This is a genomic window from Streptomyces sp. ADI96-02 (genome assembly GCF_003846185.1).
Lineage (GTDB): Bacteria > Actinomycetota > Actinomycetes > Streptomycetales > Streptomycetaceae > Streptomyces.
Genome location: NZ_ML123034.1, coordinates 6,863,265 through 6,887,240, shown reverse-complemented (window position 1 = coordinate 6,887,240; position 23,976 = coordinate 6,863,265). Strand labels below are relative to the sequence as shown.

19 protein-coding genes and 1 pseudogene are annotated in these 23,976 nt (G+C 69.2%); 9 read left to right on the top strand and 11 right to left on the bottom strand.

Going from position 1 to position 23,976, the window contains the following annotated elements:
• Positions 1–142 precede the first annotated feature (142 nt).
• On the bottom strand, positions 143–856 hold the full coding sequence (locus EES43_RS30030; RefSeq protein WP_241192590.1) for a DJ-1/PfpI family protein: 714 nt from the start codon (positions 854–856) through the stop codon (positions 143–145).
• 471 nt (positions 857–1,327) lie between these two features.
• Here EES43_RS30030 and EES43_RS30025 point away from each other — a divergent pair, with 471 nt between their 5' ends.
• The 4 genes and pseudogenes from EES43_RS30025 (at position 1,328) to EES43_RS30010 (ending at position 6,803) form a co-directional block, all read left to right on the top strand.
• Complete coding sequence (locus EES43_RS30025; RefSeq protein WP_164493319.1) at positions 1,328–2,815, top strand: S8 family serine peptidase; 1,488 nt, start codon at positions 1,328–1,330, stop codon at positions 2,813–2,815.
• Positions 2,816–3,102: 287 nt separating this feature from the next.
• A complete protein-coding gene (locus EES43_RS30020) occupies positions 3,103–4,266 on the top strand; it encodes a hypothetical protein (protein ID WP_124271695.1) in 1,164 nt (387 codons plus the stop codon).
• A 637-nt stretch (positions 4,267–4,903) separates the two neighbouring features.
• Positions 4,904–5,145, top strand: a pseudogene (locus EES43_RS31650) (IS110 family transposase); the annotation flags it as partial.
• 1,139 nt (positions 5,146–6,284) lie between these two features.
• Positions 6,285–6,803, top strand: a complete 519-nt coding sequence (locus tag EES43_RS30010; RefSeq protein WP_124271694.1) for a hypothetical protein — start codon at positions 6,285–6,287, stop codon at positions 6,801–6,803.
• 771 nt (positions 6,804–7,574) lie between these two features.
• Here the strand turns inward: EES43_RS30010 and EES43_RS31645 are convergent.
• Positions 7,575–7,745, bottom strand: coding sequence for a hypothetical protein (locus tag EES43_RS31645; protein WP_241192589.1), 171 nt, complete (start codon positions 7,743–7,745; stop codon positions 7,575–7,577).
• A gap of 273 nt (positions 7,746–8,018) precedes the next feature.
• Positions 8,019–8,324: an SDR family NAD(P)-dependent oxidoreductase gene (locus EES43_RS31640; RefSeq protein WP_241192588.1), complete on the bottom strand. Its 306-nt coding sequence runs from the start codon at positions 8,322–8,324 to the stop codon at positions 8,019–8,021.
• A 557-nt stretch (positions 8,325–8,881) separates the two neighbouring features.
• Between EES43_RS31640 and EES43_RS30000 the strand changes: the two genes are divergently transcribed.
• Positions 8,882–9,832, top strand: a complete 951-nt coding sequence (locus EES43_RS30000) for an ATP-grasp domain-containing protein (RefSeq protein WP_124271693.1) — start codon at positions 8,882–8,884, stop codon at positions 9,830–9,832.
• Positions 9,833–10,057: 225 nt separating this feature from the next.
• Here the strand turns inward: EES43_RS30000 and EES43_RS29995 are convergent, their stop codons facing one another.
• From EES43_RS29995 to EES43_RS29965, 7 genes are all read right to left on the bottom strand, one after another.
• Complete coding sequence (locus EES43_RS29995; protein ID WP_124271692.1) at positions 10,058–11,440, bottom strand: hypothetical protein; 1,383 nt, start codon at positions 11,438–11,440, stop codon at positions 10,058–10,060.
• Between the two features lie 413 nt (positions 11,441–11,853).
• Positions 11,854–13,191, bottom strand: a complete 1,338-nt coding sequence (locus EES43_RS29990) for an ABC1 kinase family protein (RefSeq protein ID WP_124271691.1) — start codon at positions 13,189–13,191, stop codon at positions 11,854–11,856.
• 408 nt (positions 13,192–13,599) lie between these two features.
• Positions 13,600–14,037: a GNAT family N-acetyltransferase gene (locus EES43_RS29985; protein WP_164493318.1), complete on the bottom strand. Its 438-nt coding sequence runs from the start codon at positions 14,035–14,037 to the stop codon at positions 13,600–13,602.
• A 52-nt stretch (positions 14,038–14,089) separates the two neighbouring features.
• Positions 14,090–15,142 carry a lysine-2,3-aminomutase-like protein gene (locus tag EES43_RS29980; RefSeq protein ID WP_124271689.1) on the bottom strand — a complete coding sequence of 351 codons (1,053 nt, stop codon included), beginning with the start codon at positions 15,140–15,142 and terminating at the stop codon, positions 14,090–14,092.
• Positions 15,143–15,628: 486 nt separating this feature from the next.
• Positions 15,629–16,315 (bottom strand): response regulator, encoded by a 687-nt coding sequence (locus EES43_RS29975; RefSeq protein WP_124271688.1) that lies wholly within the window; start codon positions 16,313–16,315, stop codon positions 15,629–15,631.
• Positions 16,312–17,490: a sensor histidine kinase gene (locus tag EES43_RS29970; protein ID WP_124271687.1), complete on the bottom strand. Its 1,179-nt coding sequence runs from the start codon at positions 17,488–17,490 to the stop codon at positions 16,312–16,314. The genes EES43_RS29975 and EES43_RS29970 overlap by 4 nt, the downstream gene beginning before the upstream one ends.
• A 20-nt stretch (positions 17,491–17,510) precedes the next feature.
• The gene (locus EES43_RS29965) at positions 17,511–18,053 is read right to left on the bottom strand and encodes a hypothetical protein (protein ID WP_124271686.1); all 543 of its coding nucleotides are present in this window, start codon (positions 18,051–18,053) and stop codon (positions 17,511–17,513) included.
• A 541-nt stretch (positions 18,054–18,594) separates the two neighbouring features.
• On the opposite strand from EES43_RS29965, the gene EES43_RS29960 reads away from it, so the two are divergent.
• The 4 genes from EES43_RS29960 to EES43_RS29945 all read left to right on the top strand — a co-directional run bounded on the left by EES43_RS29960 (position 18,595) and on the right by EES43_RS29945 (position 22,872).
• Positions 18,595–20,007, top strand: coding sequence for a DUF7507 domain-containing protein (locus tag EES43_RS29960; RefSeq protein WP_124271685.1), 1,413 nt, complete (start codon positions 18,595–18,597; stop codon positions 20,005–20,007).
• Positions 20,008–20,273: 266 nt separating this feature from the next.
• Positions 20,274–20,573 (top strand): hypothetical protein, encoded by a 300-nt coding sequence (locus tag EES43_RS29955; RefSeq protein WP_124271684.1) that lies wholly within the window; start codon positions 20,274–20,276, stop codon positions 20,571–20,573.
• Between the two features lie 34 nt (positions 20,574–20,607).
• The gene (locus EES43_RS29950; RefSeq protein WP_124271683.1) at positions 20,608–21,870 is read left to right on the top strand and encodes a tetratricopeptide repeat protein; all 1,263 of its coding nucleotides are present in this window, start codon (positions 20,608–20,610) and stop codon (positions 21,868–21,870) included.
• Between the two features lie 96 nt (positions 21,871–21,966).
• Positions 21,967–22,872, top strand: a complete 906-nt coding sequence (locus EES43_RS29945; protein WP_124271682.1) for an NAD-dependent protein deacetylase — start codon at positions 21,967–21,969, stop codon at positions 22,870–22,872.
• A gap of 180 nt (positions 22,873–23,052) precedes the next feature.
• Here the strand turns inward: EES43_RS29945 and EES43_RS29940 are convergent, their stop codons facing one another.
• Positions 23,053–23,460 (bottom strand): SH3 domain-containing protein, encoded by a 408-nt coding sequence (locus EES43_RS29940; protein WP_124271681.1) that lies wholly within the window; start codon positions 23,458–23,460, stop codon positions 23,053–23,055.
• Positions 23,461–23,976: the final 516 nt, after the last annotated feature.

Sequence of the window (23,976 nt, the reverse complement as noted above, 5' to 3'; positions counted from 1 at the left end):
GCCCGCCGCCCGCCGCCCGCTGGAGCGACGGCAGGAGAACGCGGGCCTGCTCCTCGCCCGTCAAGCTCCCTCGCCCACCGGTCGCCACCCGCCCGCCGCCCCCTCTCGCCAGGGCCGGGGCGGACCAGGGCCGGGGCGGACCTCAGTCCCTGCGCCAGACCGCGCCACGCTGCTCGTACTCCATGACCTTCTCGATCCTGGCAGTCACCGGGGAGCCGAGCTCGCGGGTGACGAGCCACAGAGCCAGGTCCAGGCCGCTGGTGACACCCCCGGCCGTGACGAGGTTCCCGTCGTCAACCACCCGGCCACGCACCACCTCACCGCCCTCCTCCTTCAGGGCGTCGATAGCGAGGTGATGCGTCGTGCACGGCCGCCCCTTGATGAGCCCCGCCGCCGACAGGGCCATCACACCGGTGCAGATCCCGGCCAGGACCACGCCCGACTGCCGCGCCCTCCGCAGATTCCGCAGCATCGCCGGGTTCTTGCGCACGGCGTGCACACCTGGCCCATCGAGGTTCCCCCAGCCCCCGCCCGGGATCACGAGGATGTCCGCGTCGGTGGGATCCCACTCCCGCTCCACCACGATCCTCGTGCCGAACAGGGCCTTCACTTCGCCCGGTCCGCCGTGCCGGACCAGAGTCGTCTCCACCGAGCCGCCGGCATGGACGGCATGGCCGAACACGTCGCGCGGGCCGATGAAGTCCTGCTCCTCGGCACCGTCGTACAGGAGGATCTGGACGCGTGTCGGCCGGTTTCCCTTCGAACGGCCGCGCGCCGAGGCCGGTGATGCTGCGGCCCCCACGGTCGCGGCCGCCGTTCCCGCTGCTGACGCCTGGAGCAACTGCCTTCTGCGCACCGGTGCCTCCTCGATGAGTCGGTGATCATTAGGCGGACGCGATCTCGACCGCCTGCCTAAGAAGTCGTCGGCGACCGGGAGATGGTTCCGCCGCGTCTCCCAGGTGCGCAGGGGCCCGGCACCGGGCAGGACCGGTCTCGACGCCGCGCGGTACGGGCGGGGGCCGGGCAGGACGACCCGACGGCATGACGGGTGCCCCGCTGTGGGGAGCCTTCTTCTCGCCAGGGTTCTCGCCCGGCCTCGTCGCGTATCGGACATCCGCACATGGGACCGCTGTATCGATCACGAGCGGCTGCCGAGTTGCTGCAGGACGCCGCCGGCGACCCAGCTGGACTGTCGTGGGCGGCCCCGCCCACGACCGCACTGCGGATGACGTGCACGCAGGCCGCCGAGAACGGCGTCCTGCCGGCCCTGGACACGCTCGTCGACCTGGCGCCGCTCGGCACCAACGACGGCGGCCCCAGGCCGCGGATGGCCGCCACCATCACCGCCGCGCCGGCCATGAGCCGTGCAGAACGCCAGAGCCTGCTGCGGGAGGCTCTGGTGCACATGGCCCGCGAGTTCGGTTACGTCGACGCGGAGTTGGACGCGCTGCAGGCACCTATCGGCGGGGCTGTCGGGCGCCCTGAGCAGCTTGTACGGCCTCGGAGTCGCACGAGGTTCCCGCGGCCGGCCCTGAACCGCACGACCGCTCACAAGCGGTCGGCGTCCCGTGTGATGAGGTGGGTCCGCGCGAGACTTCAGCGCATGGGACACGGAGGGGCGAAAATGCAGGACACCGTACGTCGACATGGGTCGTGGCGGAGGGCGGCGGGCGTCACCATTGCGGCGCTGGCGGTCAGCGCAGGCACGGTGATACCGGCGGCCGCCGATACCGACCCCCCGGACTACCTCAAGATCATGAAAGCCCGGGAGATATGGAAGGTCGCAGACGGCACCGGCATCACAGTTGCCGTCATCGACAGCGGCGTCAAAGAGGTCGCAGGCTTGAGGAGCGAGTCCGTCCTTCCAGGCGTGTCATTCATGGAACCGCCGTTCGAACGCCCGGATCAGCAGTACCCGCCGCACGACGACTTCGTCGGGCACGGGACCACCATGACCGCGGCGATCGTCGGCGACGGCTCGGCAGGCGGCCCCAAGGGCCTCGCTCCCGGCGCCAAGGTGCTGCCCATCCGCACCAGCGTCGGCACGCCCATGGCTTTCGCTGTAGGCGCCGAGGCGGCCAAGGGGCTCCGGTACGCCGCCGACAACGGAGCCAAGGTCATCAACCTGTCCATCGGCGTGACTCCGGACTGGTCGATGGACAAGATCAGGCCGGCGGTCCAGTACGCCCAGAGCAAGGGCGCGCTCATCTTCGCCGCCATGGGAAACGAAGGGGCAGGCAACAACTTCAACAACACGATCGCCATGCTGCCGGGAGTCATCGGCGTGGGAGCCGTCGACGAGAAGGCCGACCCCCTGGCGTTCAGCTCCCACGGACCCGACACGGATCTGTCCGCTTTCGGCGGCAAGGCCCCGATCCGCTGCAACGAGAACAAGGGCTGGTGCGTGGCTGACGGGGGCACCTCGTACGCCACCAGCCTGGCCTCCGCCTCCGCCGCGCTCGCGTGGTCGGCTCACCCGGACTGGACCGCAAACCAGGTGGCCCGCGTCCTCATCCAGACCGCCGGCGCCCCCCGCGACGGCGCCAAGCGCAACGACTGGATCGGCTACGGGAACATCCGCCCCCGCATGCCGCTGCTCGAACGCGCGGGAGACCCGGGGGCGCCTGACGTCGACCCTCTGGCCGCCCCAGCCCCCGCGAAGACCCCCGCCCCCAGCACCGACCAGACAGCCGCGGTGGGAACGACATCTGCGGACGCGGCATCCGGCCTCCCCTGGCAGTGGCCGGCACTCGGCACCGTCTTCGCCGTGAGCCTCGGCCTCGGCATCACGGTGATCGTCAAACGCCGCCGCTGACCCTCCCTGGGCTCGCCGCCCCGGTCCGGCAGAGTGCCACCACTTTCGGCCAGAACCCGGTACATGCCCGTCAACAGACCCAACGCCCTTGCACTCGTCTCGCCCTGCGCCCTGAAGCACGTCGGCAAGGGGCTCGTCCACTCAAACGCGCCCGCACAGGCCGACGCCGCACTCTCCTCGCTCAGCCGGAACATCAGGGGTACACACCCCGATACCGGGCTCATTCACCGACGTCGCCCCGGGCAGCACTGCGTCAAAGCACGCCGATCTCGTACAGCGGGGCAACCATGTGGGGTGGTCGCGAGTCCCCCATTTCGATCACACGTGCAATTAGTGGTCGTGTCTACGAGGAGATCATCATTACCGCCATACGCAAGACCCTCACCGCCACCGCAGTCGTCGGCGCCGTCCTGGCGGGTACGGCCGCCTGCGGCACGGCGGAACAGGTGTCCGCCGGCCAGCAGCTCAACCAGGCATTCGAGAAGCTCGGCAGGGAGAAGTCCGTCTCCTTCGAGCTGGACCTGGACACCGACGCCCAGACGCTCAAGCGGCTCGACGCCGCGTCCGACCCGGGGCCCGGCGAGGAGATCCCCGACGAGGCCGCGAAGCTGATCAGCGGCGCGAAGATCACAGTCACCGTCGAGTCCACGAAGCCGATCGCCGAGTCCGAGGAGAAGGACTTCGTCGGCACCGCCATGAAGGTCAGTACCCCCTCGGGCGACCTCGTCGAGTACCGCGCCGTCGCCGGCACCACCTATATCCGGTCCGACGTCGCGGCCCTCTCCCGCGCGATGGGCGCCCCCTTGCCGTCCGCCGACGAGCTGCCTCCGGAGGCCGCTGACCTCAAGAAGGTGCTCGAAGGCTCATGGATCAAGTTCAGCACCGACGAGTTGGGGAAGGTCGGCCAAGAGCTCGGGGCGAAACCGTCGGCCGCACCCTCCCTCGACGCCAAGACCCAGAAGAAGCTCCTGGAGTCCCTCCGCGAGGCCGTCGCCCGCAAGGTCGAGTTCACCACCGCCGGAGGTGGCGACGGCACCGAGCACATCACCGCCACCGCGCCCGTCCGCACCCTGCTGGGGGAACTCTTCACCGCGATCCGTCCGCTCGCCAAGGACCTCCCGGCAGGCGTCGAAATGCCGTCGGAAAAGGATCTCAAGGAGATCCCCGACACCAAGGCCACGGCCGACTTCACGCTCAAGAACGGCGCGCTTACCGAGGTGTACGTCGACCTCGCCAAGCTCACTGAGAACGCCAAGGTCAAGAAGTTCGGCCTCAGCCTGAAGATGAGCACGGGGGTCAAGCCGGTGGCCCCGGCGGGAGCCACCCAGCTGAACCTGGAAGAACTCATGGGCGGCCTCTTCGGCGCCATGATGATCCCGGGCGAGGGCGTCAAGGGGACCGGTCTCGCCGGCGAAAGCACCGGAGAGGACCTCGCCACGAGCACCGCCTGACCAGCACCGGAACGTGTGGGCGGGGCGGACGGGCATAGGAGTGGAGGATGGGTCACTTCTCAGTTCTCACCGTCCATCCAGCCGACGACCAGGCCGCTCCGTGACGGCGCTCGCCGCCCGGTCGAGGCCCGTGTAGTTCGAGCAGAAGTCTGACGGATTCCGTGTCCTGATGTTCAGCGGCGCGGAGCCGCGACTCCTGTCCTCGGGCGGCGCCGACCTTGGCTCAGTTCCCTCTCGGATCCGCCCTGTTGCGGGCAAAGGACCCTGGGTCGGGAAACGCGCAGACCAGTCATCGTTGTCCGATCTGTCAGATCGGACAACGGTGCGGAGGCGTTCAGCCTCAGCCGCTCTCGAACGTTGTTGGCCCCAGTCGGGATCATGATGAGAGGCGGCGGGTCCGTTACCCGTCTCGCTGAGTGCGGACCGTGGCAGAATGCCAACGTGGCTGGTCCGAAAGGGCGATACCGCGTAGGCGTCCGAAGGCCGTCCGCGCCGAGCTGTGGCGGGGGCCCAAGCGCCAGCCGGTCTGTCGACTCTCGGCACATCAGCTCGAAGTCGTCAGCGTTGCGACGTGTTGAAGCCGAATACATGGGGCCGGGCGCAGTTGCTGATGCTCTCAGCGTGAGTCCCGATCGAGGTTGGTGACGGCGGCACCTTCCCGACCGCCTGTCACCTCGCTGCCTACGCTGGTCCAACCCAGGAACGAGCCTTCTTCCCTTCCCCGTTCGCCGCCCTGGCGGCGACCCTGAATCCCGGGCCTATGACGACAAGAGGATCGCCCAGGGAAAACACCACACCCAACCCCTGCTCTGCGTCGCTCGACGACGAGCCGACGTCCTCTTCGCGAAGCTCTGCAGCAAGACCTTCTACCAGCCGCAACCAGTAGTCATGCAGCCATCCTCAGCCGTCCTGACAAACAAGGGGTCCCCTCGGGCGGATCGCCCAACCGGACAGCTACGGTCTCCGTCATGCGGTCTTCGGCCAGTGAAGCTCTTCAGGGGCGGCCAACTCGTCGCCCGATGTGAACATTCCGGCCTCGCGGATGATCTGAGCCCGCTTGATCTGCTCTGGCGGGGGGGGAATGAGATCGGTCAGGAAGCCGGTAGGACAAGTCGTCCCACTCTTCATCATCGACACCGTATTCGTCCACTTCGTCTTGAGCGTCCTTCGGATGAGCGAACGAGAGATCGGCCAGGCCGTGCCCGCCGCCAAGCGTCACATGACACCGGTGAGCACGGGCAACAAAATCTCTGCGTGCGCCGTCCGGCCTGTGGTGGTGTCGGAGCAGAGGAGCCCTCGTAGAACGCCTGGGATCCACGCAATCAGCTTGAGATATTCCTGAGGATTACGCCAAGAAATGAACGCTGCGTCGACCCCGTCCACTCCACGACCGCTCCGGCTTCGATGAAATGGACGTCGATGAAAATGCGTTCGGACTTCAGCGTCAACGTCCACCCATTGCAGCGCCTCACCAGGCGTATGCGAAAGACGGCATGAGACCCTGGCGACGGCCCACCGTGAGGATCAACCCCCGTGCGATGCCGACGGGCTTGGCCCCTCCGGCGAGAGCGGACGTCGTTGGAGAACGCGGGGTGAGAGGGCCGGCTGAGAGCCGGCGCAACGCTGGGCCGACTCGCGATCGACGTACCCGGCGGGCGCGGCTGAGCGCGGAGCAGCGCAAGTCTTTGGTCACGCTTGGAGCAGACCCTACTGCGGTGCCGTGAGGGCGACACCTTGAGCGAGGCGGGCGACGTGAGCGAGGGCGTTCCGCTGGGCGATCGTCGGGCACGCCCAGCGAGGTGTTCACTGCGATGCTGGGCGATCCAGAGGTACGACTGCCGATGCGGCGGCTCTCCCGGGAATGGCTGGGCTCCCACGCCCTTTCACATGGTGTTCCTGTCGGACGGTGCGACATTAAGGTGATCTTCAACAGGCGGATCGGCGAGGTAACGGCTCGGGCTCTGCCGCCTACCGTATGAATTCCTTCACTGAATCCGTCATCAGCAGAGGAGTGAAACATGCGTCACGCCGCATCACTGGCCGTGATGGCACTTGTCGGCGGCAGCTTGTTCGTCACAGCGAGCACCGCTGCTGCTTCGGGGCATTCCAGTGGCGACGGCAACGTCACTGCTGTCGCGGTCAACACGGGGTCAGGGTCTGCGACAGCTACGGCGAACGGTGCGGGACAGCCCACGCTGGATGATTCGTCTCCCGTGGTCGGCGACCCTGCCAGCGGGACCATCCAGATTGTCGGCAGCAGCATCAACACGATTAACGTCACCGTGTCCTACTCCTGTCCGACTGGATCCCCGGCTGACGCGTTCATCAGTGCCCAGGTAATCCAGGGCCAGGCCATCGGCACGCCCCCCAGCTCTCTTTCCGCAACCTGCGACGGATCCCTCAGGACGCTGGTTCTGCCGCTTTCCCCTCCGTCAGCGCCATTTTTCAAGCCGGGGCCCGCAACGATCAAAGCGTTTTTGCTCTCCCAGAGTGTCCCTGGGTTCAACCAGATCGTCACCAGCCAAGTGACGCTTTAACCTCGGCATTGCGTTACGGGCTGCCGACGAATTCGGCGGCCCGTTTCCTTGCTCCATCCACTCCAGACAGACAGGATTGAGCCTGGAACAACGCGAGCAACTGGCTGCACGCCGAGGTGACGGCGGGACAATCTTCGTCGCGAGGTACTGGGCGTCGCCCGCCCGGCGTCGTGCGGCGGGCCGCAGCGGGATTCTCCAGCACGCGCCCACCTCCGGGATCGAGTTCTCCCACCATGAGGTCGGTGGAACCGGCAGGTCGTAGGGAGTCACCCACACGAATGGCGGCCGACCGGCCTGGACGTCCCGGGGTCGCGCGGGCCCGCAGGCCCCCGAAAACATGCACGGCGCGAGGTCCGGCACTCGCGGGGCCGACGAGCCCGCCTCGGCCGGTTCCAGGGCGGCCGTTCCGTATCACGGGCTCCACCGCAGGCCGTCCGCCTCGGGGCCGGACCAGCCTTCCGCGCGCGGACTTCTTCGTCCGGCTTTCGCGGATACCGGTGACCAGCCCTTCGTCACGATGACGTGCGCGCCCCAGCCGCTACACGCAATGCCGCTTCGACGAAGTCGATTACCACTGCCCGCGTCCCGGGGCGGGCCTTTGCGGTCTTCGTTCGTGACCGCAGTGTAATAACGGTCAAGTGGGAGGTGAGAAGCGCGTCGCGAACCAGCCGGGGCCATCGTTGTGTGCAGGAGCTCCGCCTACCGCTCGGTGAGGCGGAATTCTCCGCGACAGTTCGGTGGGCGCCTTGGATGAGAGAGGACCGACGCCGGTCAGCCGGCCCGGTAGCGGGTGGCGAGTTCGGGACTCTGCGCGCCGAAGACCGCGAGGTCGGCCTGGAAGACGGTGTCGAGGAGGCTTGCGTCCTCGACACCGGGAGCGCAGACGATCTCGCCCAGTTCGAGTCCGCGCAGGGCAGCGGTGACGACGTCGTCGGCACTCATCCGGGGCACGGAGCTCAGGTCCAGGCCCTGTCGCTCGTGAAATTCGGTGGCGACGACGCCCGGGCAAACGACCTCGACCCCTTTACGCCGGTGCCTTCGAGTTCGGCGGAAAGGGTCTGGGACATGGCGACCAGATGCGCGAGAGCGCCTGCGTAGACGGCCCGGCGGGGCAGCTGCTCGTGAGGCGCGGGGCCGCTGAAGGCGATCATTCCGGCGATGTTGACGATGGCGCCCTGCCTTCGGTCACGCATGCCGACGACGGCGGCGCGGGTGTCAAGGTGGGGGCCAGAACCTTGACGTTGACCAGCTCTCGGGCCTTGTCCGCAGGTAGTTCCGCCATTGGCATGTAGTGAGCGACGCGCTCGCGCAGATCTGCGAGACGGAGTCGATGCCTTCGTCGGTGGACAGGTCGGCCACCACGGCCCGGACCGCGACCTCCGGGTGGGCGGCGACGAACTCCTCCAGCCGTTCCCGACGCCGTCCGACGATCACGAGGTCGTAGCCGTCGGCGGCCAGCCGCTCGGCGAATGCCCTGCCGATTCCTGAGCTGGCGCCCGTGACGAGTGCGAGTCTGCACATGCGGGTGTTCATCTCCGCCGCCGGCCCTGGTGCCCGGGGTGTGGATCTCATGGAGCCAAGCCGTTTCCGACAAGCTGACCGTTCCTCGACGGCGCGGCAGCCGACGCTCCCAAGCGGCCCGGAACCGAGCCGAGAGATTCCTGGTCCAGGCGCCGTCCCGTACCGGTACCGCTGAAGCAGCGTGCCCCGCCGCTCCCCGTAGGCCCAGGTGTGGATGTGCTCCGTGGACGCGGTCACGAAGACGGGCGTCGCCTCCCGATCGGATCCCCTGACCACGGGCAGGTGCGTTGCCGAGTCGTGGAAGGTTCCGGCGGATCAGGCCGCGTATGCGACTTCCTCGGGATGATCGGTGCTGCACACCTACCTGAGACATCGTCATTTCAAGGACCGGTCCATGATGGTGATGGAGCATCAACATCTGATCGGCGGCGCTATCTGATCCGCCGGGACCTCGTAGGGACGCGGTGACGCCAGGAGATCTCGTGACGCTCGCCCGTCCGGCGGGATAGGTTTCTACCGCTCCTGGTGGCGAAGTGGAAGAAGTGGAGTGGACACGCATGGCGCACACGGGCTTACAGCCGTCCGTCGACGTGTGGTTGCTCGTGCGTGAGCGCCCTGTTCCGTTGCAGGGTGCGACCCGCGAACTGGCCGATGTCCTCGCGACGCGTCACGGACCCGGGTTCGCCGTCTGGCACACCGACGAATTCGTCTTCGGCGTCGGTGACGGGCAGTTGTTCCTCCGGACTCTGGGCGGCGCGGATGTTGCGCCGCCGAAGGTCGTGTGCGTGCGTCAGATGCCCGGCTCGATGAGTCACGACCGAGAGGTGACCCTTCTTCGGCATCTGGAGCGGATGGGGGCCACGCTCCTCAACCCGCTGAACGCGCAGCTCGTTTGCCGGAACAAGATCTGGCAGGCGCAGGAACTGGCTCTGGCCGGACTGCCGGTGCCCCACACGCTCTCGTACGCGACCGCCCCTCTGGAAGGGGTCGTACGCACCTCCCGCCTGGGCACACCGTGTGTGGTCAAGTCGGTCACCGGCCACAAGGGCAAGCAGGTGTTCCTCGCCCCCGACGCGCACCTGCTGCGCAGCGTCGCGGGCGCCTTGGCGCAGGGGACGCCCCACCTCTTCCAGGAGTACGTGGCCCACTCGCACGGTCGGGATCTGCGCCTGATCGTGGTGGACGGCGAACCCGTGGCCGCCGCGGTGCGCACCTCCGGCAACGGAGGTCTCGCGTCGAACATCGCGCAGGGAGGTGCTGCCACGCTGTGCCTCGGACGCTATCCGGAGGCGGAGGACCTGGCGGTGCGCGCCGCACAGGCCGTGGGGCTCGCCATCGCCGGAGTCGACCTCCTGTTCACCGCCGACGGCACGCACACGATTTGCGAGCTCAACGCCGTTCCCGGCTGGCGTTCTCAGATGACGGCGGTCGCCCCGGCCATCGCCGACTGCGTCGACCGCCGCCTCGCGACGTGGACGCAGACGAGGGCGCGGCCCGGAACGGACTGATTGGTCGTCAGGAATCGCCGGTCTCGAGCGAATGGCTCAAGCAGAACGGTTTCCCTGGTGAACTCGCCCTCCGGGCGACGCACAGATTCATGTCGGCGTGTGCCTTTGGCATATTCGTTCTGCATGGATGATCCCGAAGCGTTGTCCGTCCTCATCGGCTGGCGAGCGGCACAGTGGCAGCCACAGCCGCAGCCACACCTCTCCCCCGTTGAGGACCAGTCTCTGTTATGTACTCCTCAACGGTGCGGCGACGACCCGGGCCCGCTTCCAGAGGACGGCGGCATGCCGTTGGCGGCGGTGCGGCTGGAGGTTCGCGCGCATTCGGACGAGCGCACGGTCGATCTGCGCGGACTCCAGGTGGGGGATGTCGTCGAGGAAGACATGCCAGTGAGCGCACGCTTCCTCCAGGCGCCCCAGGCTCAGGAGAGCTTCGGCGAGGGCCGCATGGGTGAGGGCGGCGGCACGGCGCTGCCGGGGATCGCGGTGGGCGGCTGAGTCGCGTAGCGCCGTCAGACCGTGTGCGGAGTTCCCCAGAGCCAGGAAAGCCCGGGCGCTCTGGTATTCGAGTCCGGCCTGTGGATAGGCGCTGAAGGGGCCGGGCGGTCCGGAGGACCGCTCGTGCTGCCGGGTGGCTGTGGCGAGGTCGCTGACAGCGGCCTTCCGTTGCCGGCTATGGGCGTGGGTCAGCGCCCGCTGGACGTGCAGATAGGCCAGAACGGCCGGCGGGGCGGACCGCCCCGCCGCCTCCAATGCGGTGTCCGCCAGGCGTTGGGCGGGACGGTGGTGGCCCAGGCGCAGCGCCTGGGCGCTCATGCTGCGCAGGGTTATCGCGTAGGTGGATCGGCCGCCGCCGGCGTGGGACAGACTCAAGGATGTGCGGTAGTAGCGCTGGGCCAGACCCAGATGGCCGGAGTCGGCCGTCATCGTGGCAAGGATGTGGGTGAGCTGAGCGGCTGCGATGAGCATCTCGTTGTGCAGGGTGTCCGGAGCGTCGGCGTTGAGGAGAAGACTGACGTCGTCGGCGAGGTAGGCGGCCAGCGCGGTTCTGGCGTGCGCTCCGCCGTGCTGCTCGCTCAAGCCGGCGAAGACCACCGCCATGAGGTGCAGGCGTTCTACATCCGCCGCGGTGCCCCGCAGCGTCCGTCCCGCTCGGCGCGGAACGGGTTCGGCAGGCGTGCTGGGCCACGCGAGCCGGTCGAGGGCGTTCAGGGGATAGGCAGGTTGGGCGTGGACGGACTGGAGCAGGATCGTCCTGCGCGCAGGGTCCGTGTCCGTGCGGACGAGAGAGTTCAGATGCTCTACGGGGTTCCCCTGGCCAGGCCAGACCTGTGAAGGTGAGGGCTGTGAGGAGGCCGGGCGTGCCAGACCCGTGTCCTGGGCCGTGACCATCCGGCCGGTTCGGGTGGTGAGGCTGTCAGCCACCAAGTCGGGTACGGGCGGGCGCGGACGTGATCCGGACAGCCAGTGTGCGACCGAGGTGCGGTCGTAGTGGAGGTCCAACATGTGGGCGCGGCCGAGGGCGTTGACCGCCCGTGCCAGTTCGCCGGCGTTCCACCGCGCTTCCACGAGCAGCGCGGCCAGGAGGGTGTTGGGGGAACTGCGCCCCATGGCTGGTTCCGGTCTTTCTTCGCTGGGGTTGACGGGCACGTGCGCCGTGCCGCGGAAGCGCCGGTCCTGCCGGTCCGTTGCGCCGGCCGGTGGGTCAGCCGTCCAACGAAGTGATGCCCATCTGCCAATATCACTAAAAGTGGAGGCGCCGGGCTTGCCCTGTCGCGGAGTCGACCGATCCTCCGCGCTGCTGATCGTCGTCCCTCAGCACCGCAGACCGTCCGTACCTCCGTTGGAAGGTCGGGTTGCGCCTGCCGAGTTCGGCCCATGACCTGCCGGAGGCCCACGCTTCTTTCATGGCCTGGGCGTATGCCACGTAGAAGGGGCTGTATCCGGGTGTGTCCTCGTCCACGTAGCCGAGGGCCCAGTATCGGAGGCGGCCGGGGCGAGGGTCGGCGGTCAGCGGTCGAAAGTCAGCGAGTCGTGCGGGAGCGGCGCCACCACAGGACGACCATGGTGAGCAGGGCCGCGTCGCGCAGCCGCTGGGACGCTCCCCCGAAGGGAGCCCATGCGGCCGGCGGTCCCTGGGGACGGGCGACGTTGAGAGTCAGCCGGTGTTCGGCGAGGTCGCGGATGATGCTCCGCACGTGCTGTGAGGTCCGCGTGCCGTTCTCGATGCCCTCGATGAGGGTGTGGAAGGCCTGGGGACCGGATACGAACTTTCCGATGTGGCCCTGGACGATGTGGAGCAGTTCCGCCTCGAAGACGTCGAGGAGGGAGAGTTCGGGGCTCAGATGCCGGATGGCTCCCTCGATGTTCGCGAAGGACTTCCCCAGCACGGCGATCATCGGGCTGGTCCTGATGCCGCGTCTGGTGGAGCGTTCGAGGACCGATGTCAGAGTGAGGCCGAAGTCGAGGTCCTCCAGCGAGGCGGCAGCGACCTTCGGTACGAGAGCGACCATGTCGGCGCTGAAGGCGCTGACCTCGGCCCACGGTGTGGCTTCTCCCAGCTCGATCCATGCCTGGGCCAAGGCCGTTCCGTCGTTCTGGGCGACGCTGAGCAGGACCCGCAGGATGTGGGTGCTCAGGGAGCGGTCCATGCGGCCGACCATGCCCCAGTCGATGACATGGGCCGGCTCTCCGGGGTGGACGAAGATGTTGCCGGGATGGGGGTCGGCGTGGAACCACCCGTCGAGGAAGTAGCCCCGGTACATGAACGCGAGCAGGTCACGGCCGATGTCCGTTCGCTGTTGAAGGGTGAAGGCGGCCGGGTCCGCGTCGCGGATGGAGCAACCGGGGGCCAGTGTCTGGATCAGCACCCGCGGTGTGGCGGTGAGGACGTCGGGCACGGTGACGTGCTTGAAGCCGGCCGCGGCCTTGCCTGCTGTTCGCATGTTCCGTGCTTCGAGGACGAAGTCCAGCTCGGGGCGCATCGCGTCGAACAGCACGCCGAGCATCGCCTCGAAGTCGATGACCGCGTTGAGACGGGGTGCACGCCGGCCGGCGAACCGTGCGAGCTTCTTGAGCAGCGCCATGTCGGCTTCCATCACGGCGCGTACGCCCGGCCGCTGGATCTTCACCGCGACGGGAGTGCCGTCCGCGAGCACGGCCCCGTACACCTGGGCCAGGGACGCCGTGCCGATGGGCCGGTCCGTGTCGACGCGGTGGAAGCGTGTGCCCCAGTCCCGGCCCAGCTCGGCGGCCAGGACCGGCTCGAAATGCGCGAACGGGCGTGGCTCCACGCGGTCGTGGAGTTTCTGGAACTCCTCCACCATCGCCTGCGACACCATGTCCGGTCGGGTGGAGAGCATCTGCCCCACCTTGACGTAGAGGGGTCCCAGGTCTTCGAGCGCACGCCGCGTGGCACCCGCCCGCGCCCGTGCCTCCCCTCGCGGGTCCTGGCCGGCAGGGCCACTCCGCCGACGAACGGCGCGACCGGCCTCCGCTGCCGCCAGAGCGCCCAGAACCCCGGCGATCTTCCCCGCACGGCGGCTGTCGCCCATGGCCAGCTCCCCACATGATCGGCCGTGGTTCCTGGGGCCGCGCGGGACGGCCCTCAGCGAACGGTGTGCGACGCCCGCACACGGGAGCCAGCATGTCCTTCGTATCCGCCCGGCACCCCTCGGCAGGAGGGCGCACGGCATCACAACCACGGCGCGAGCCACACTCCGCGCCCCCACTGGCGGACCGGCTGAAGCAGCCGCGCACGGGCCCCGGCGTCAGCGCGTGGTGCGGTCGCGCGGAAGGATGAACCCCGTCAGCCCTTCGTCCGCCAGGGGATGGAGGCCCATCCTTCGGTAGAACGCGTGGTTCCTGCTCCCTTCCGGTGTGGTGTCCGGGTCCGTGGTGAGCAGGAAGTAGCGGCAGTGTGCGTAGCGCTCGACCAGCCATCGCACCAGGGCACACCCCACGCCCTGTCGGTGGAACTCGGGTTTCACCGCGACGTCCTGGACGTAGCAGACGACTTCGTCGTCGGAGACGGTCCGGGCGAGGCCGAGAAGCGCTCCGGATTCGTCCCGGGCGGTGATGACGATGTGGGAGTTCTCCAGTGCCCGGCACAGCTTGTCCATGTCCCGGGTGTCGATCTGCCAGTCCACCGATTCGTAGAGTTTGAAGATCTCGACGGGGTCGGGCGAGCTGTGCTGCGAGACGATCATCGGCCGTTCCTGTTCTGTGTTCGCCGTCCCAGGCGGATGGCGGGGAGGGTCGTCAGGTGTCGTCCGACGTTCGCGGCGGGTAGGCGTGCTGTTCGCCCCACGGGTCGGACACCTGGTGGGCTTCGCCATCGGTCCGCAGGTAGGTGGGGCCGATGGGAACCTTGCCGTGGCCTCCGGGAATGTCCAGGACGTAGAGCGGCTGGCAGGTTCCGGATACATCGCCGCGCAGGGAGCGCATCAGTTCCTGGCCCGTTTCGATGCTGGTGCGGAAGTGGCTGGTTCCCTGGGCGAGGTCGCCGTGGTGGAGGTAGTAGGGCTTGACCCGGTTGGCGACCAGGGTGCGGAACAGGCCCTCCAGGGCCTCGGCGTTGTCGTTCACGCCTTTGAGGAGCACGGTCTGGCTCAGCAGCGGGATCCCGCCATCGCTGAGACGTCGGAGCGCGACGCGTGCGTCCTCGCCGATCTCCTGTTGGTGGTTGGTGTGGACGACGATCCAGACGGGGGTGTCCATGGTGAGGGTCTCGACGAGTTCGTCGGTGATGCGCCCCGGGTCGACGACGGGGACCCGGGTGTGGAAGCGGATGGTCCTGACGTGGTCGACCGCGTCGAGCGCTGCGAGGATGGGGCGGAGCCTGGCCGGGGATATGAGCAGGGGGTCGCCTCCGGTGAAGATGACCTCCCAGATCTCGGTGTGCGAACGGACGTAGTCCAGCGCCGCTTCCATCTCGTCCGCGGAGAGCATTCCCTCGCCCGGGCCGACGACTTCACGCCGGAAGCAGAAGCGGCAGTAAACGGGGCACAGATGCATGGGCTTGATGAGCAGCCGGTCGGGATAGCGGTGGGTGATTCCCTTCACCGGAGTGTAGGGGTCGTCGCCGATGGGGTCGGCGCGTTCCTCCGGAGTCGTGATCAGCTCGGCTTCGCTCGGGATGAACTGCCGCCCCACCGGATCGTCCAGGTCGACGATGCGTTGCTGCATGGCCGGGGTGATGCTCACGGCATAGTGCTCGGCGACCTCGCGCACGCCGGTGAGGTCGTCCTGATCGATCAGCTTCTCCTCCAGGAGGGAGTCGGGAGTACGGATGGTGCGATTCTTACGCGTCATGGCGCTTTCCTTCCTGACTGTGCTCCAGTGTTTGTGAGGATTATCAGGCGACCCGTGTCGATGACTTCCACAGACGTGAAAACCGTCCGCAATTCACCTTCCGGAAATCCGCTCCAAAATTGAGTGACCTCATTCACGCACGGATGGGGAGTGAATGCAGCAGAAGGACATCTCCGGCGCCTCCAGCCATATCAGCGACATCGCTTCTGCGCTACCCATGCCTCCGGGCACCGGCGAACCGTCGGCGCGAGGCCCGACCGAGTGGCCTCAACTCACCGGGGCATCCGCTGTGGGAGTCGGGTGACCGGCCGTGCGGCCGAACCGACACGGCGGCGGTACCCGGGGTGCAGTTCCGGCATCCGACACGCCCCGGGGGGGGCAGAGCGGCCCGTTCGGCCGTACGAGTGACCTACGGGAGCGGCGCGGCGGCCCCGACAGCAGGGTCGGGCGGCGTGGCCACCGGCGGCCGGACGCCGTCTTCGCCGGTCAGGCGAGTCCGGCTGCGACGGCACGGCGGATGGCATCGACACGGTTGCGGATGTCCGCCTTGGCGAACAGGTTGTTGATGTGGGTCTTGACCGTGGCCTCACTGATGAAGAGCGTCTCCGCGATGGCCCGGTTCGGCAGGCCCTGTCCGATGAGAGTGAGCACTTCGCGTTCGCGAGGGGTTAGGTCCGCGGGGAGGGGCCGTTCCGGAGCGGGACGGGGTGTCCGGGCCGCGGCGAGGAGCCGGGCCTGTACTGCGCGGTCGAGCACGGACTGCCCCGCGGCGGCGGCCCGGACGGCCCGGGCGATGTCCTCGCGTCCCGCGTTCTTCGTCAGGTAGCCACGGGCCCCGGCGCTCAGCGCGGCCATGATCGAGTCGTCGTCGGCGAAAGTGGTCAGGATCACCACCGCCACTCGCGGATGGTCCTCGCTCAGTCGTCGGGTCGCCTCGGTCCCGTCCATCACGGGCATCCTCAGGTCCATGAGCACCACGTCCACGGGAACGGACGCCGCTGCGGCCAGCGCCTCGGCCCCGTCCGCCGCGGTCGCGACGACGTCGATGTCGGGAGCCAGGGCGAGAACGGCGGCGAGCGGTTCACGGATCGCGGCCTGGTCGTCGGCCACGATCACCCTGATGGATACGGAGCCGGTGTCTGTTCCACTGATCCGGGGATCGCCTCCGCTCATCCGGGGATCACCGCCTCCACGCGCCAGCCGCCCCGGTCGGCCCCGGTGGTGACCGGCCCGACGGTGAGCGCCCCGCCCAGCAGGGCGACCCGTTCCCTCATGCCGATGAGTCCCATCCCGCTCCCCCAGCCTTCCGTCACCCGCTCGGTGGCGGGGCGGTTGCTGATCATCAGTGTGGTCGATCCGCCGGAGTACGTCAGGTGTGCCCCGACCGCGCCGCCGGGGGCGTGCCGGGCGGCGTTGGTCAGGGCTTCCTGGGCGATGCGCAGGAGTCCCTGAGTGACCTGCGCAGGTAGCTCGGGCACCGTTCCGGTCACGGTGAGGGCGTTGCGGTGGCCGGATGAATCGAGCATCGCGGCCAGGCTCTCCACCAGGGGCAGGGAGTCCTCGCGCAGGGCGTGGACGGTCCACTGGGCCTGCCGCAGACTGTCCTTGACCAGGCTGTGCGCCTTGTCCGTGGCCTCGCGCACCCTGTCCAGGTCTCCCGTCTCGATCAGGGCGTCGACCAGTTCCAGTTGCATGTTCACACCGGCCAGCGCGTGCGCCAGGACGTCGTGGATGTCCCGGGCGATCCGGCCGCGCTCGGTCAGCACGGCTGTCCGGGCTTCGGCACGGGCGGCGTGCTCGGAGGCTTCCGCCGCCGCGATCACCGCCTGGGTGGCCTCGTTCCGGCTGCGTCCGGCTATGCCGGCCAGCACCGGAGCGCCGGTGGCGAGACCTGTCGCCAGGGACAGGGTGTCCCGCTCGCCGACCAGGAAGAGTGCTCCGCCGCAGAGGAGACCGCAGGCCGCGGCGAGCGCCAGGGCCGGTCCGGTATCGAGCCGGTATCCGATGTAGGCGGCGAGGAAGAACGCGAAGAGGTAGGACGTACCGGAGTCGCTGACCGCCATCAGGGCGGCTGCCGCGAGAATTCCGGACACCATCCAGGCGACGGTGAACCGTGGGGGAAGCCCGGTCTCGGGCAGCAGCCGTGCGGCCATCACCGCGCAGTTGACCAGGAGGAGCAGGGCCACGGCCAGCCCCTGGCCGCTGACGTCCAGGGGCCGGATCGTGACGATCCCGGCGACGATGACCGCGGCCGGCAGCACCCACTGCTTGCGGTTCGTCCGTTCCGGCAGCCGCCCGCCGACCGGCCCGACCAGGGCGGCGGGGCGGCGGGGCTGTACTGCTGGCATGCCGCGACCATAGCCCACGGTCAGTTCACCCGGGTTGTCGCAGCCCCCGGCCGGACGGACGCCCCGAAGCCGCCCGGGCGCGGCAGCATCCGGCTGCGTACGAAGATCGTGGCCAGCCGCGAGACCACCTCGGTCAGCGCCATCAGCAGCAGGGCCGCCAGCCATGCCTGCTCGCCGGTGATGTGGTGATCCACGCTGAACCGTGCCACGTCGTCCGCGCCGCCGTGCTCCACCCACTGCTGGAAGCCGATGCGGGCGCCCATGCCGATCACCCACAGGACCGCCGATATCAGACCGGCCTTGATGAGGACGTGGTCGCCGACGACGCGTAGCCGGGTGAACACGCCGCCCGCGACACCGAGCAGGGCGCCCACTCCCACCAGCACCCCGATCAGCTTCAGGTCATTGCCGCCGGTGGGGATGGTGTCGAGGTACCTGTAGGCCACGAAGGAGATGATCCCGAGGGGAAGCAGGTACGACCTGGGCCCCAGGCGCCCTTCCCGGAGTTGGCGGAAGACGATCAGGACGAGGGCGATATCGGTGATCCATTGGGTCGCTGTCATGCCCCGTAGCCTGCTCTGATCAGGCACGTCACGCCTGGACCCGCGGGTGGAGACAGGGGTGGAGATTTTCTCCCTCCCGCGTTCTGCGGAACGGCCCGTCCAGGTCGGCGATCGCGCTCCCCTCATATCGCCCGCATGCGCGGCAACCGCCTCGCGGCCGGCGGTGACCTGCCCTCGGCCGGCTGCTGTCCGCCGCCCGCCGGGACGGCAAGCGTCAATCGGCCGCTTGGCCGATCACCCTCGTGACGGGCGAATTCGACGTACGGCCCCGGTGTTTTCGGCTGTCCTCGAAGGCGCCGGCAGGAAGGAGTGCGCCCCGTGGGTCAGAAGTGAACCGAGCGTGAAGGGGCAGGCGGGCCGGGGCCGTCGGGCTCGGCGGTCGCTGCGCGTAAACCCGCTGCTCCGGATTGGCCGGGACAGACGCACCGGCGCTGTCGGTACTTCTTGATCCGCGTTGGACTTTCGGCGGATCCATCGCCGCCGCGGACCCGGTCCGGTCGGCCGGACCCCCATCGAGCCGCGCCGAACATAGGGGAAGCCAGTGACTACACCCTCTCCTGCCCCGCTACGGGTCGCCCTGGTGAATGGAAGCTTCGAAGAGCCGGTGGTCACCAACTACGAGATCCTTCCGGACGCGTCGCAGACGGGGGCCGCGAAGCGGGTCCCGGGCTGGCGCACCACCGCGACCGACCACCAGATCGAGCTGTGGCGTTCCGGGTTCAACGGGGTGCCGGCCGCCCACGGGTCCCAGTTCGCCGAGCTCAACGCGAACCAGGTGGCCACGCTCTACCAGGACCTGCTGACCTCGCCCGGCTCCAAGCTGTACTGGCGGCTGTACCACCGCGGGAGGGCCGGCCAGGACACCATGGCCCTGGACATCGGCGCGCCGGGTTCCACGGCCGAACAGCGGCGCTTCACCGACGGCAACTCCGTCTGGGGCTACTACACGGGCACCTACACCGTGCCGGCAGGTCAGACCACGACTCGATTCGCCTTCCGTTCCGTCTCCGCCGCAGGCGGCAGCCAGGCGGTGGGCAACTTCCTGGACGGCATCTTCTTCGGTACGGCCCCCCTCGTGGTGCTGACCAAGACCGCCGCCCCGACGGGGCCTCTGGAGGTGGGGGACGTCGTCACCTACCGCATCAGGGCGGCCAACGAGGGCGGGGGCGCGGCCGAAGCCCTGACCCTGACCGATGCGATCCCGCCGGGCACGACCTACCTGCCCGGTTCGCTGCGCGTCGTCGACGGCCCCAACGCCGGGCCGAAGACGGACCGGAGCGGCGACGACCAGGCGTATTACGACGCCGGGGGCGACAGAGTCGTCTTCCATCTGGGCGACGGCGCTTCCAGCGTCCGGGGCGGAAGTCTGGCCAACACCGCGGACTTGCCGGGCGGCACCACGGTGGAGTACCGGGTCACCATCGATCGGGCGGCCGGAGGCCGGAGCATCGCCAACAGCGCCACCGCCGCCTACGAGAACCGGCTGGGACCGACCCCCGAGGCGCTGGCCGCCACGTCCAACGAAACGGTCACCGAGGTCAACCCGGCCGCCGATCTGGCCGTGGTGAAGGCGGCTGACGCGACCACCGTCACGATCGGCCAGACCGTGACCTACCGGATCACCGTCCGCAATTCCGGGCCGAACCGAGCCACCGGCGTCACCGTCGTCGACCGGCTCCCGGACGGCCTGCGCTTCCTGTCCTCCGAGCCGTCCCAGGGGGCCCACGATCCGACGACGGGGCGGTGGACCGTCGGCGACCTGGCCGACGGGGCGGGCGCCACCGTCGTCGTGCGGGCCAAGGCCGCCGTGACCGGTCGGATCACCAACACCGCGACCGCCGCAGGCGTCGAGAAGGACCCCGACCCGACGAACAACGCCGACTCGGTCACCGTATGCGTCGTACGTGCCCCCGCCTGCTGCGACCCGTGCTCCACCGAGGACGCCTCCGCCTGATGCCCGGCCGCCGGCGCCTGACGGCCGGCGGGCACGGACATCCGGACGGCGGGCCCTGGGCGAGGAGCCGGACGCGGCTCCCGGAGCGGTCCGCGCTGCCGGGAACCTTCGATCGGCCGGCCGTCAACAGGTGCGGCCATGTCCCCTGGACGGTGTGACACGCGTGTCGCGGGCCTGGCCACCTCGTTGGGCCTGTGCCGCCCGTGATCGCCGGGCGGTGGTCACGGGCGGGCGCCGGCATCCGGGCCCGACGAAGGAGGAAGACCATGAGTGCAGGGACTTGGGGCCTCAACAGTGCCGGGCGCGTGGGCGTCGCGGCGCTGGGTGCGGTGGCCGGCGCGGCGTTGCTGCCGGCCGGAGCCGCACACGCGAACGTCATCGGTGTCGGGAACGCCGCGTTCGGCAACACCTGCGCCAGCCAGGGCGGTGCGCAGACCGCCGGCGCCACCGCGGCCGGAAGCGGGGCCGTGAGCGCAAACCACACCGGTCTGCCGCTGCACCTGGGGCGCAACGACTGCGGCAACAGCGGCATCGTCTGCACCGCCGTCTTCTCCTCCAGCGTGTGAGGCGGAACAGAGGCAGCTGAGAGGATCCGACCGGGTGGAGCGGGAGACCGTGGTGACGGGCGCGCGGGTGCGGGAGGGGGCGGTGTTCGAGTTGCTGTCCCTGAGCGGGCGCGCGCTGCCCCTGCTGAGAGAGTGGGTGGCGGACGCTCCGTCCTGCGGGGTGGCTCGGGGGCTGTTGACCCTGGCGACGGCCGACCGGCTCGACGACGCGGAGCTCAGGGAGCAGTTGGTGATCGCGCACCGGGACGCGCGATTGGCCGGTGAGCGGGAGACGAGCCTCGTGTACGGGATCTTCCTCCATACCCACCGGCAGTACCGGCTGACGGCCGATCACCTGGTCGGCCACTTCGCCCGCTGGCCCGCCGACCGGCCGGCCGGGCTCATGCTGGGAGCCTTTTCCGCCTGCGCTGACGACTCCTACCGCGCGCACGGGGACGCTCTGGTGCAGCGGCAGTGGGAGCTGGCCGGCCCGGACGACTGGGCGTGGACGAGTTGGCTGGCCGCGACCCGTGCGGAGCAGGGCCGCGTGCGTGAGGCGCACGATCTGGCCGAGCGGGCACTGACCGTGCACTCCCGCTCGGGTGTCGCAGCGCATGCCCTGGCACATGCCGAACACGAGCTGGGGACCGGCCCCGCCGCGATCGGATTCCTCGACGAGTGGCTCTCGGTGGATCCGGACGCGATGCATACGCGCCATCTGAACTGGCACGCCGCTCTGCAGTCCATCGCCTGTGGTGACTTCCCCGACGCCCGACACCGGGCGGACGCGGCGCTGGCGCGTACGGATGTCGGAATGCGTGCCGCGACGAACTGGCGTCTGCTGCTCGCCGGGCAGACACCCGCGGGCCGCAGCGACCCGGCCCATGTACGGGACCTGCTCGCCGCGCCGGGCGGGATGGCTGAGGTCTTCCACACGTTCAACCTCGCCCTCGCGCTGGCCGTGGAGGCCGCCACCGACGATCTGAACGCCCTTGCCCGGCGAGCCGCCGACGACGACCGCCCCGACTACCGCGAGGTCCTCGCGCCGGTGGTCCAGGCACTGGCGGAGATCACCGCAGGCCGCCCCCGTACAGCGGCGGACCTGCTGACCGCCCTGGGCGACAGAGCCGAGAGGATCGGTGGCGTGCGCGTGGAACGCGAGATCGTCCAGGACACCCTCGCCCGCGCCCTCGTGGACGCCGGCGAGCCGGCCCGGGCCGCCCGTCTGCTCCATCACCGCGCCACCGCACGCCACCACCACACCTACGAAGACCTCCTTCTCACCGTACGCGCTCCCGCCGCCGCCTCGGCCGGCTGATCGCCGTGAAGGCCTCGGACAGCCCTTCGGTGTTCCGTGGGGACAGCCCTTCGGCGTTCCGTACGGGCCGGCGGCCTCCTTCCGTACTCTGGAGGCATGCGCATGCGTCCCACTCTGAGCTGGACCCCTACCGAAGCGCTCCCGCCCGGCACCACGGACCCTCAGCCGGTTGTCGATGCCCTGCGCGGCGGTGGTGTGCTGGTGCTGAGCGGGGCGGGCATCTCCACGGAGTCGGGCATCCCCGACTATCGGGGCGAGGGCGGGAGTCTGAACCGGCACACTCCGATGACCTACGAGGAGTTCACCACCAGCGCCCGGGCCAGGCGCCGGTACTGGGCGCGCAGCCATCTCGGCTGGCGTACCTTCGGCTCCGCGCGTCCCAACGCCGGGCACCGGGCCGTGGCGGCGTTCGCGCGGCACGGCCTGGTCTCGGGTGTGATCACCCAGAACGTCGACGGTCTGCACCAGGCCGCCGGGAGCGAGGACGTCGTGGAGCTTCACGGGAGCCTTGGGCAGGTCGTGTGCCTCTCCTGCGGCGCCTTCAGCCCGCGTCGCGATCTGGCCCGGCGGCTGGCGCGGGCCAACGTGGGCTTCGCGCCCGTGGCAGCCGCGATCAATCCTGACGGCGACGCGGACCTCACCGACGAACAGGTCGGCGACTTCCAGGTGGTCTCCTGCGCGGTCTGCGGCGGCATCCTGAAGCCGGACGTGGTGTTCTTCGGGGAATCCGTGCCCCCGCAGCGGGTCGAGCACTGCCGGGAGCTGGTCGCCGAGGCGGCTTCGCTGCTGGTGCTGGGCTCCTCGTTGACGGTGATGTCCGGTCTCCGGTTCGTCCGCCAGGCGGCCCGGGCAGGACGCCCGGTAGTGATCGTCAACCAGGACCCGACCCGGGGCGACCGGCTCGCCACCACCCGTGTCGCCCTCCCCTTGGGCAGGACCCTCACCGCTGTGGCCGACCGGCTCGGCGTCCGGGTCGCCGACGGCGAAGTGACACCCGGGTGAGGCCGCCCGGAGATCGGCTCCCCGGCAATGCTGGGCATCATGTGGCCTCGAGTCGACAGGGCGAGGCCATTTCTTCCTGTCGCGAAAAACGGACCGGGGTGCGGTCGGCGTCCGTCGACCGCACCCCGGATTTCATGGACCTGACGGTGAGCCCGTTTCCTTTGTCACCGTCCCCTCCAGCTACTGCCGGGGGCAGTCGGGCAGATCCCTCAGCCGGTCGATGTCGATTTTCACGTAGTGGGCGGTCACGTAGCCGTCCCTGCCGGCGAGCTTGTACCAGAACTGGTTTCCGCCGCTCACACCGTCGATCGTGAACGTCCCGCCCGGTGTCTTGCAGGACAGCCTGATCCGGTCGCCCGACGGCAACGAGCCGATGTCGTCGGCGCGGGTGGACGGCCACGCGCGGATGATGAGGTCATCTTGTTCGGTGATCACCGTGCCCCACTGCGGGCCGACCGCCAGGACAGCGGCCGGAGCGGGGGAGAGTGTCGCCGCACCGGCAGGCGCGGCGGTCAGGATCCCGGAGCCGACGAGCGCGCACCCGGCAAGCATCACGGCCATCCGGCGCCTGGAAGACAGACTGTTCATAGACCCTTCTTTCCTCTGCGGGAATATCGCCTCCCCTGGTTATTGCATACCGGACGCAGAACCCGCCATGAAGGAAAGAGAATTTCACTCTGATAACTCACTCGTGCCGTCAATCATCACGATTATGGCCGATAAACACATTTCCGCTACATAGTTACGGCCCTCAAGAGGATGAACCGCTTATGCGGCCCTGGGGCTGCCGTGGTCCGACCGCTGATCCGACGCCCGGTCGGACCGCCCCGGCGCGTGCCCCGCGCACGCGGGCGCGTGAACGCCGGGACTCCGCGTCCTCGGCCAACCCGATCGAACGAGTTTGGAGCGGCGCCGTCCAGCGCCCGCACGGCGAACCCGCACCACAGAACACCCGTTCACCGATTGGCCCTCCGGCAGGCCGTTACGCGACCCCATCCGACGCGTTTTTTAGAGCACCAGTGCCAGAACGCCGCTCGGATGGAGGACGCCGTGCATTCCGCCTCTCCCCCCGCTCACCGGCCGCCCGCATTCGAACGGAGGCCC

Coding starts and splice junctions, on each gene's coding strand:
- EES43_RS30025 (WP_164493319.1), top strand. CDS start 1,328: ATGGCCGCCACCATCACCGCCGCGCCGGCCATGAGCCGTGCAGAACGC.
- EES43_RS30020 (WP_124271695.1), top strand. CDS start 3,103: ATGTGGGGTGGTCGCGAGTCCCCCATTTCGATCACACGTGCAATTAGT.
- EES43_RS30010 (WP_124271694.1), top strand. CDS start 6,285: ATGCGTCACGCCGCATCACTGGCCGTGATGGCACTTGTCGGCGGCAGC.
- EES43_RS31645 (WP_241192589.1), bottom strand. CDS start 7,745: ATGAGTGCCGACGACGTCGTCACCGCTGCCCTGCGCGGACTCGAACTG.
- EES43_RS31640 (WP_241192588.1), bottom strand. CDS start 8,324: ATGTGCAGACTCGCACTCGTCACGGGCGCCAGCTCAGGAATCGGCAGG.
- EES43_RS30000 (WP_124271693.1), top strand. CDS start 8,882: ATGGCGCACACGGGCTTACAGCCGTCCGTCGACGTGTGGTTGCTCGTG.
- EES43_RS29995 (WP_124271692.1), bottom strand. CDS start 11,440: ATGGGGCGCAGTTCCCCCAACACCCTCCTGGCCGCGCTGCTCGTGGAA.
- EES43_RS29990 (WP_124271691.1), bottom strand. CDS start 13,191: ATGCTCTCCACCCGACCGGACATGGTGTCGCAGGCGATGGTGGAGGAG.
- EES43_RS29985 (WP_164493318.1), bottom strand. CDS start 14,037: ATGATCGTCTCGCAGCACAGCTCGCCCGACCCCGTCGAGATCTTCAAA.
- EES43_RS29980 (WP_124271689.1), bottom strand. CDS start 15,142: ATGACGCGTAAGAATCGCACCATCCGTACTCCCGACTCCCTCCTGGAG.
- EES43_RS29975 (WP_124271688.1), bottom strand. CDS start 16,315: ATGAGCGGAGGCGATCCCCGGATCAGTGGAACAGACACCGGCTCCGTA.
- EES43_RS29970 (WP_124271687.1), bottom strand. CDS start 17,490: ATGCCAGCAGTACAGCCCCGCCGCCCCGCCGCCCTGGTCGGGCCGGTC.
- EES43_RS29965 (WP_124271686.1), bottom strand. CDS start 18,053: ATGACAGCGACCCAATGGATCACCGATATCGCCCTCGTCCTGATCGTC.
- EES43_RS29955 (WP_124271684.1), top strand. CDS start 20,274: ATGAGTGCAGGGACTTGGGGCCTCAACAGTGCCGGGCGCGTGGGCGTC.
- EES43_RS29945 (WP_124271682.1), top strand. CDS start 21,967: ATGCGCATGCGTCCCACTCTGAGCTGGACCCCTACCGAAGCGCTCCCG.
- EES43_RS29940 (WP_124271681.1), bottom strand. CDS start 23,460: ATGAACAGTCTGTCTTCCAGGCGCCGGATGGCCGTGATGCTTGCCGGG.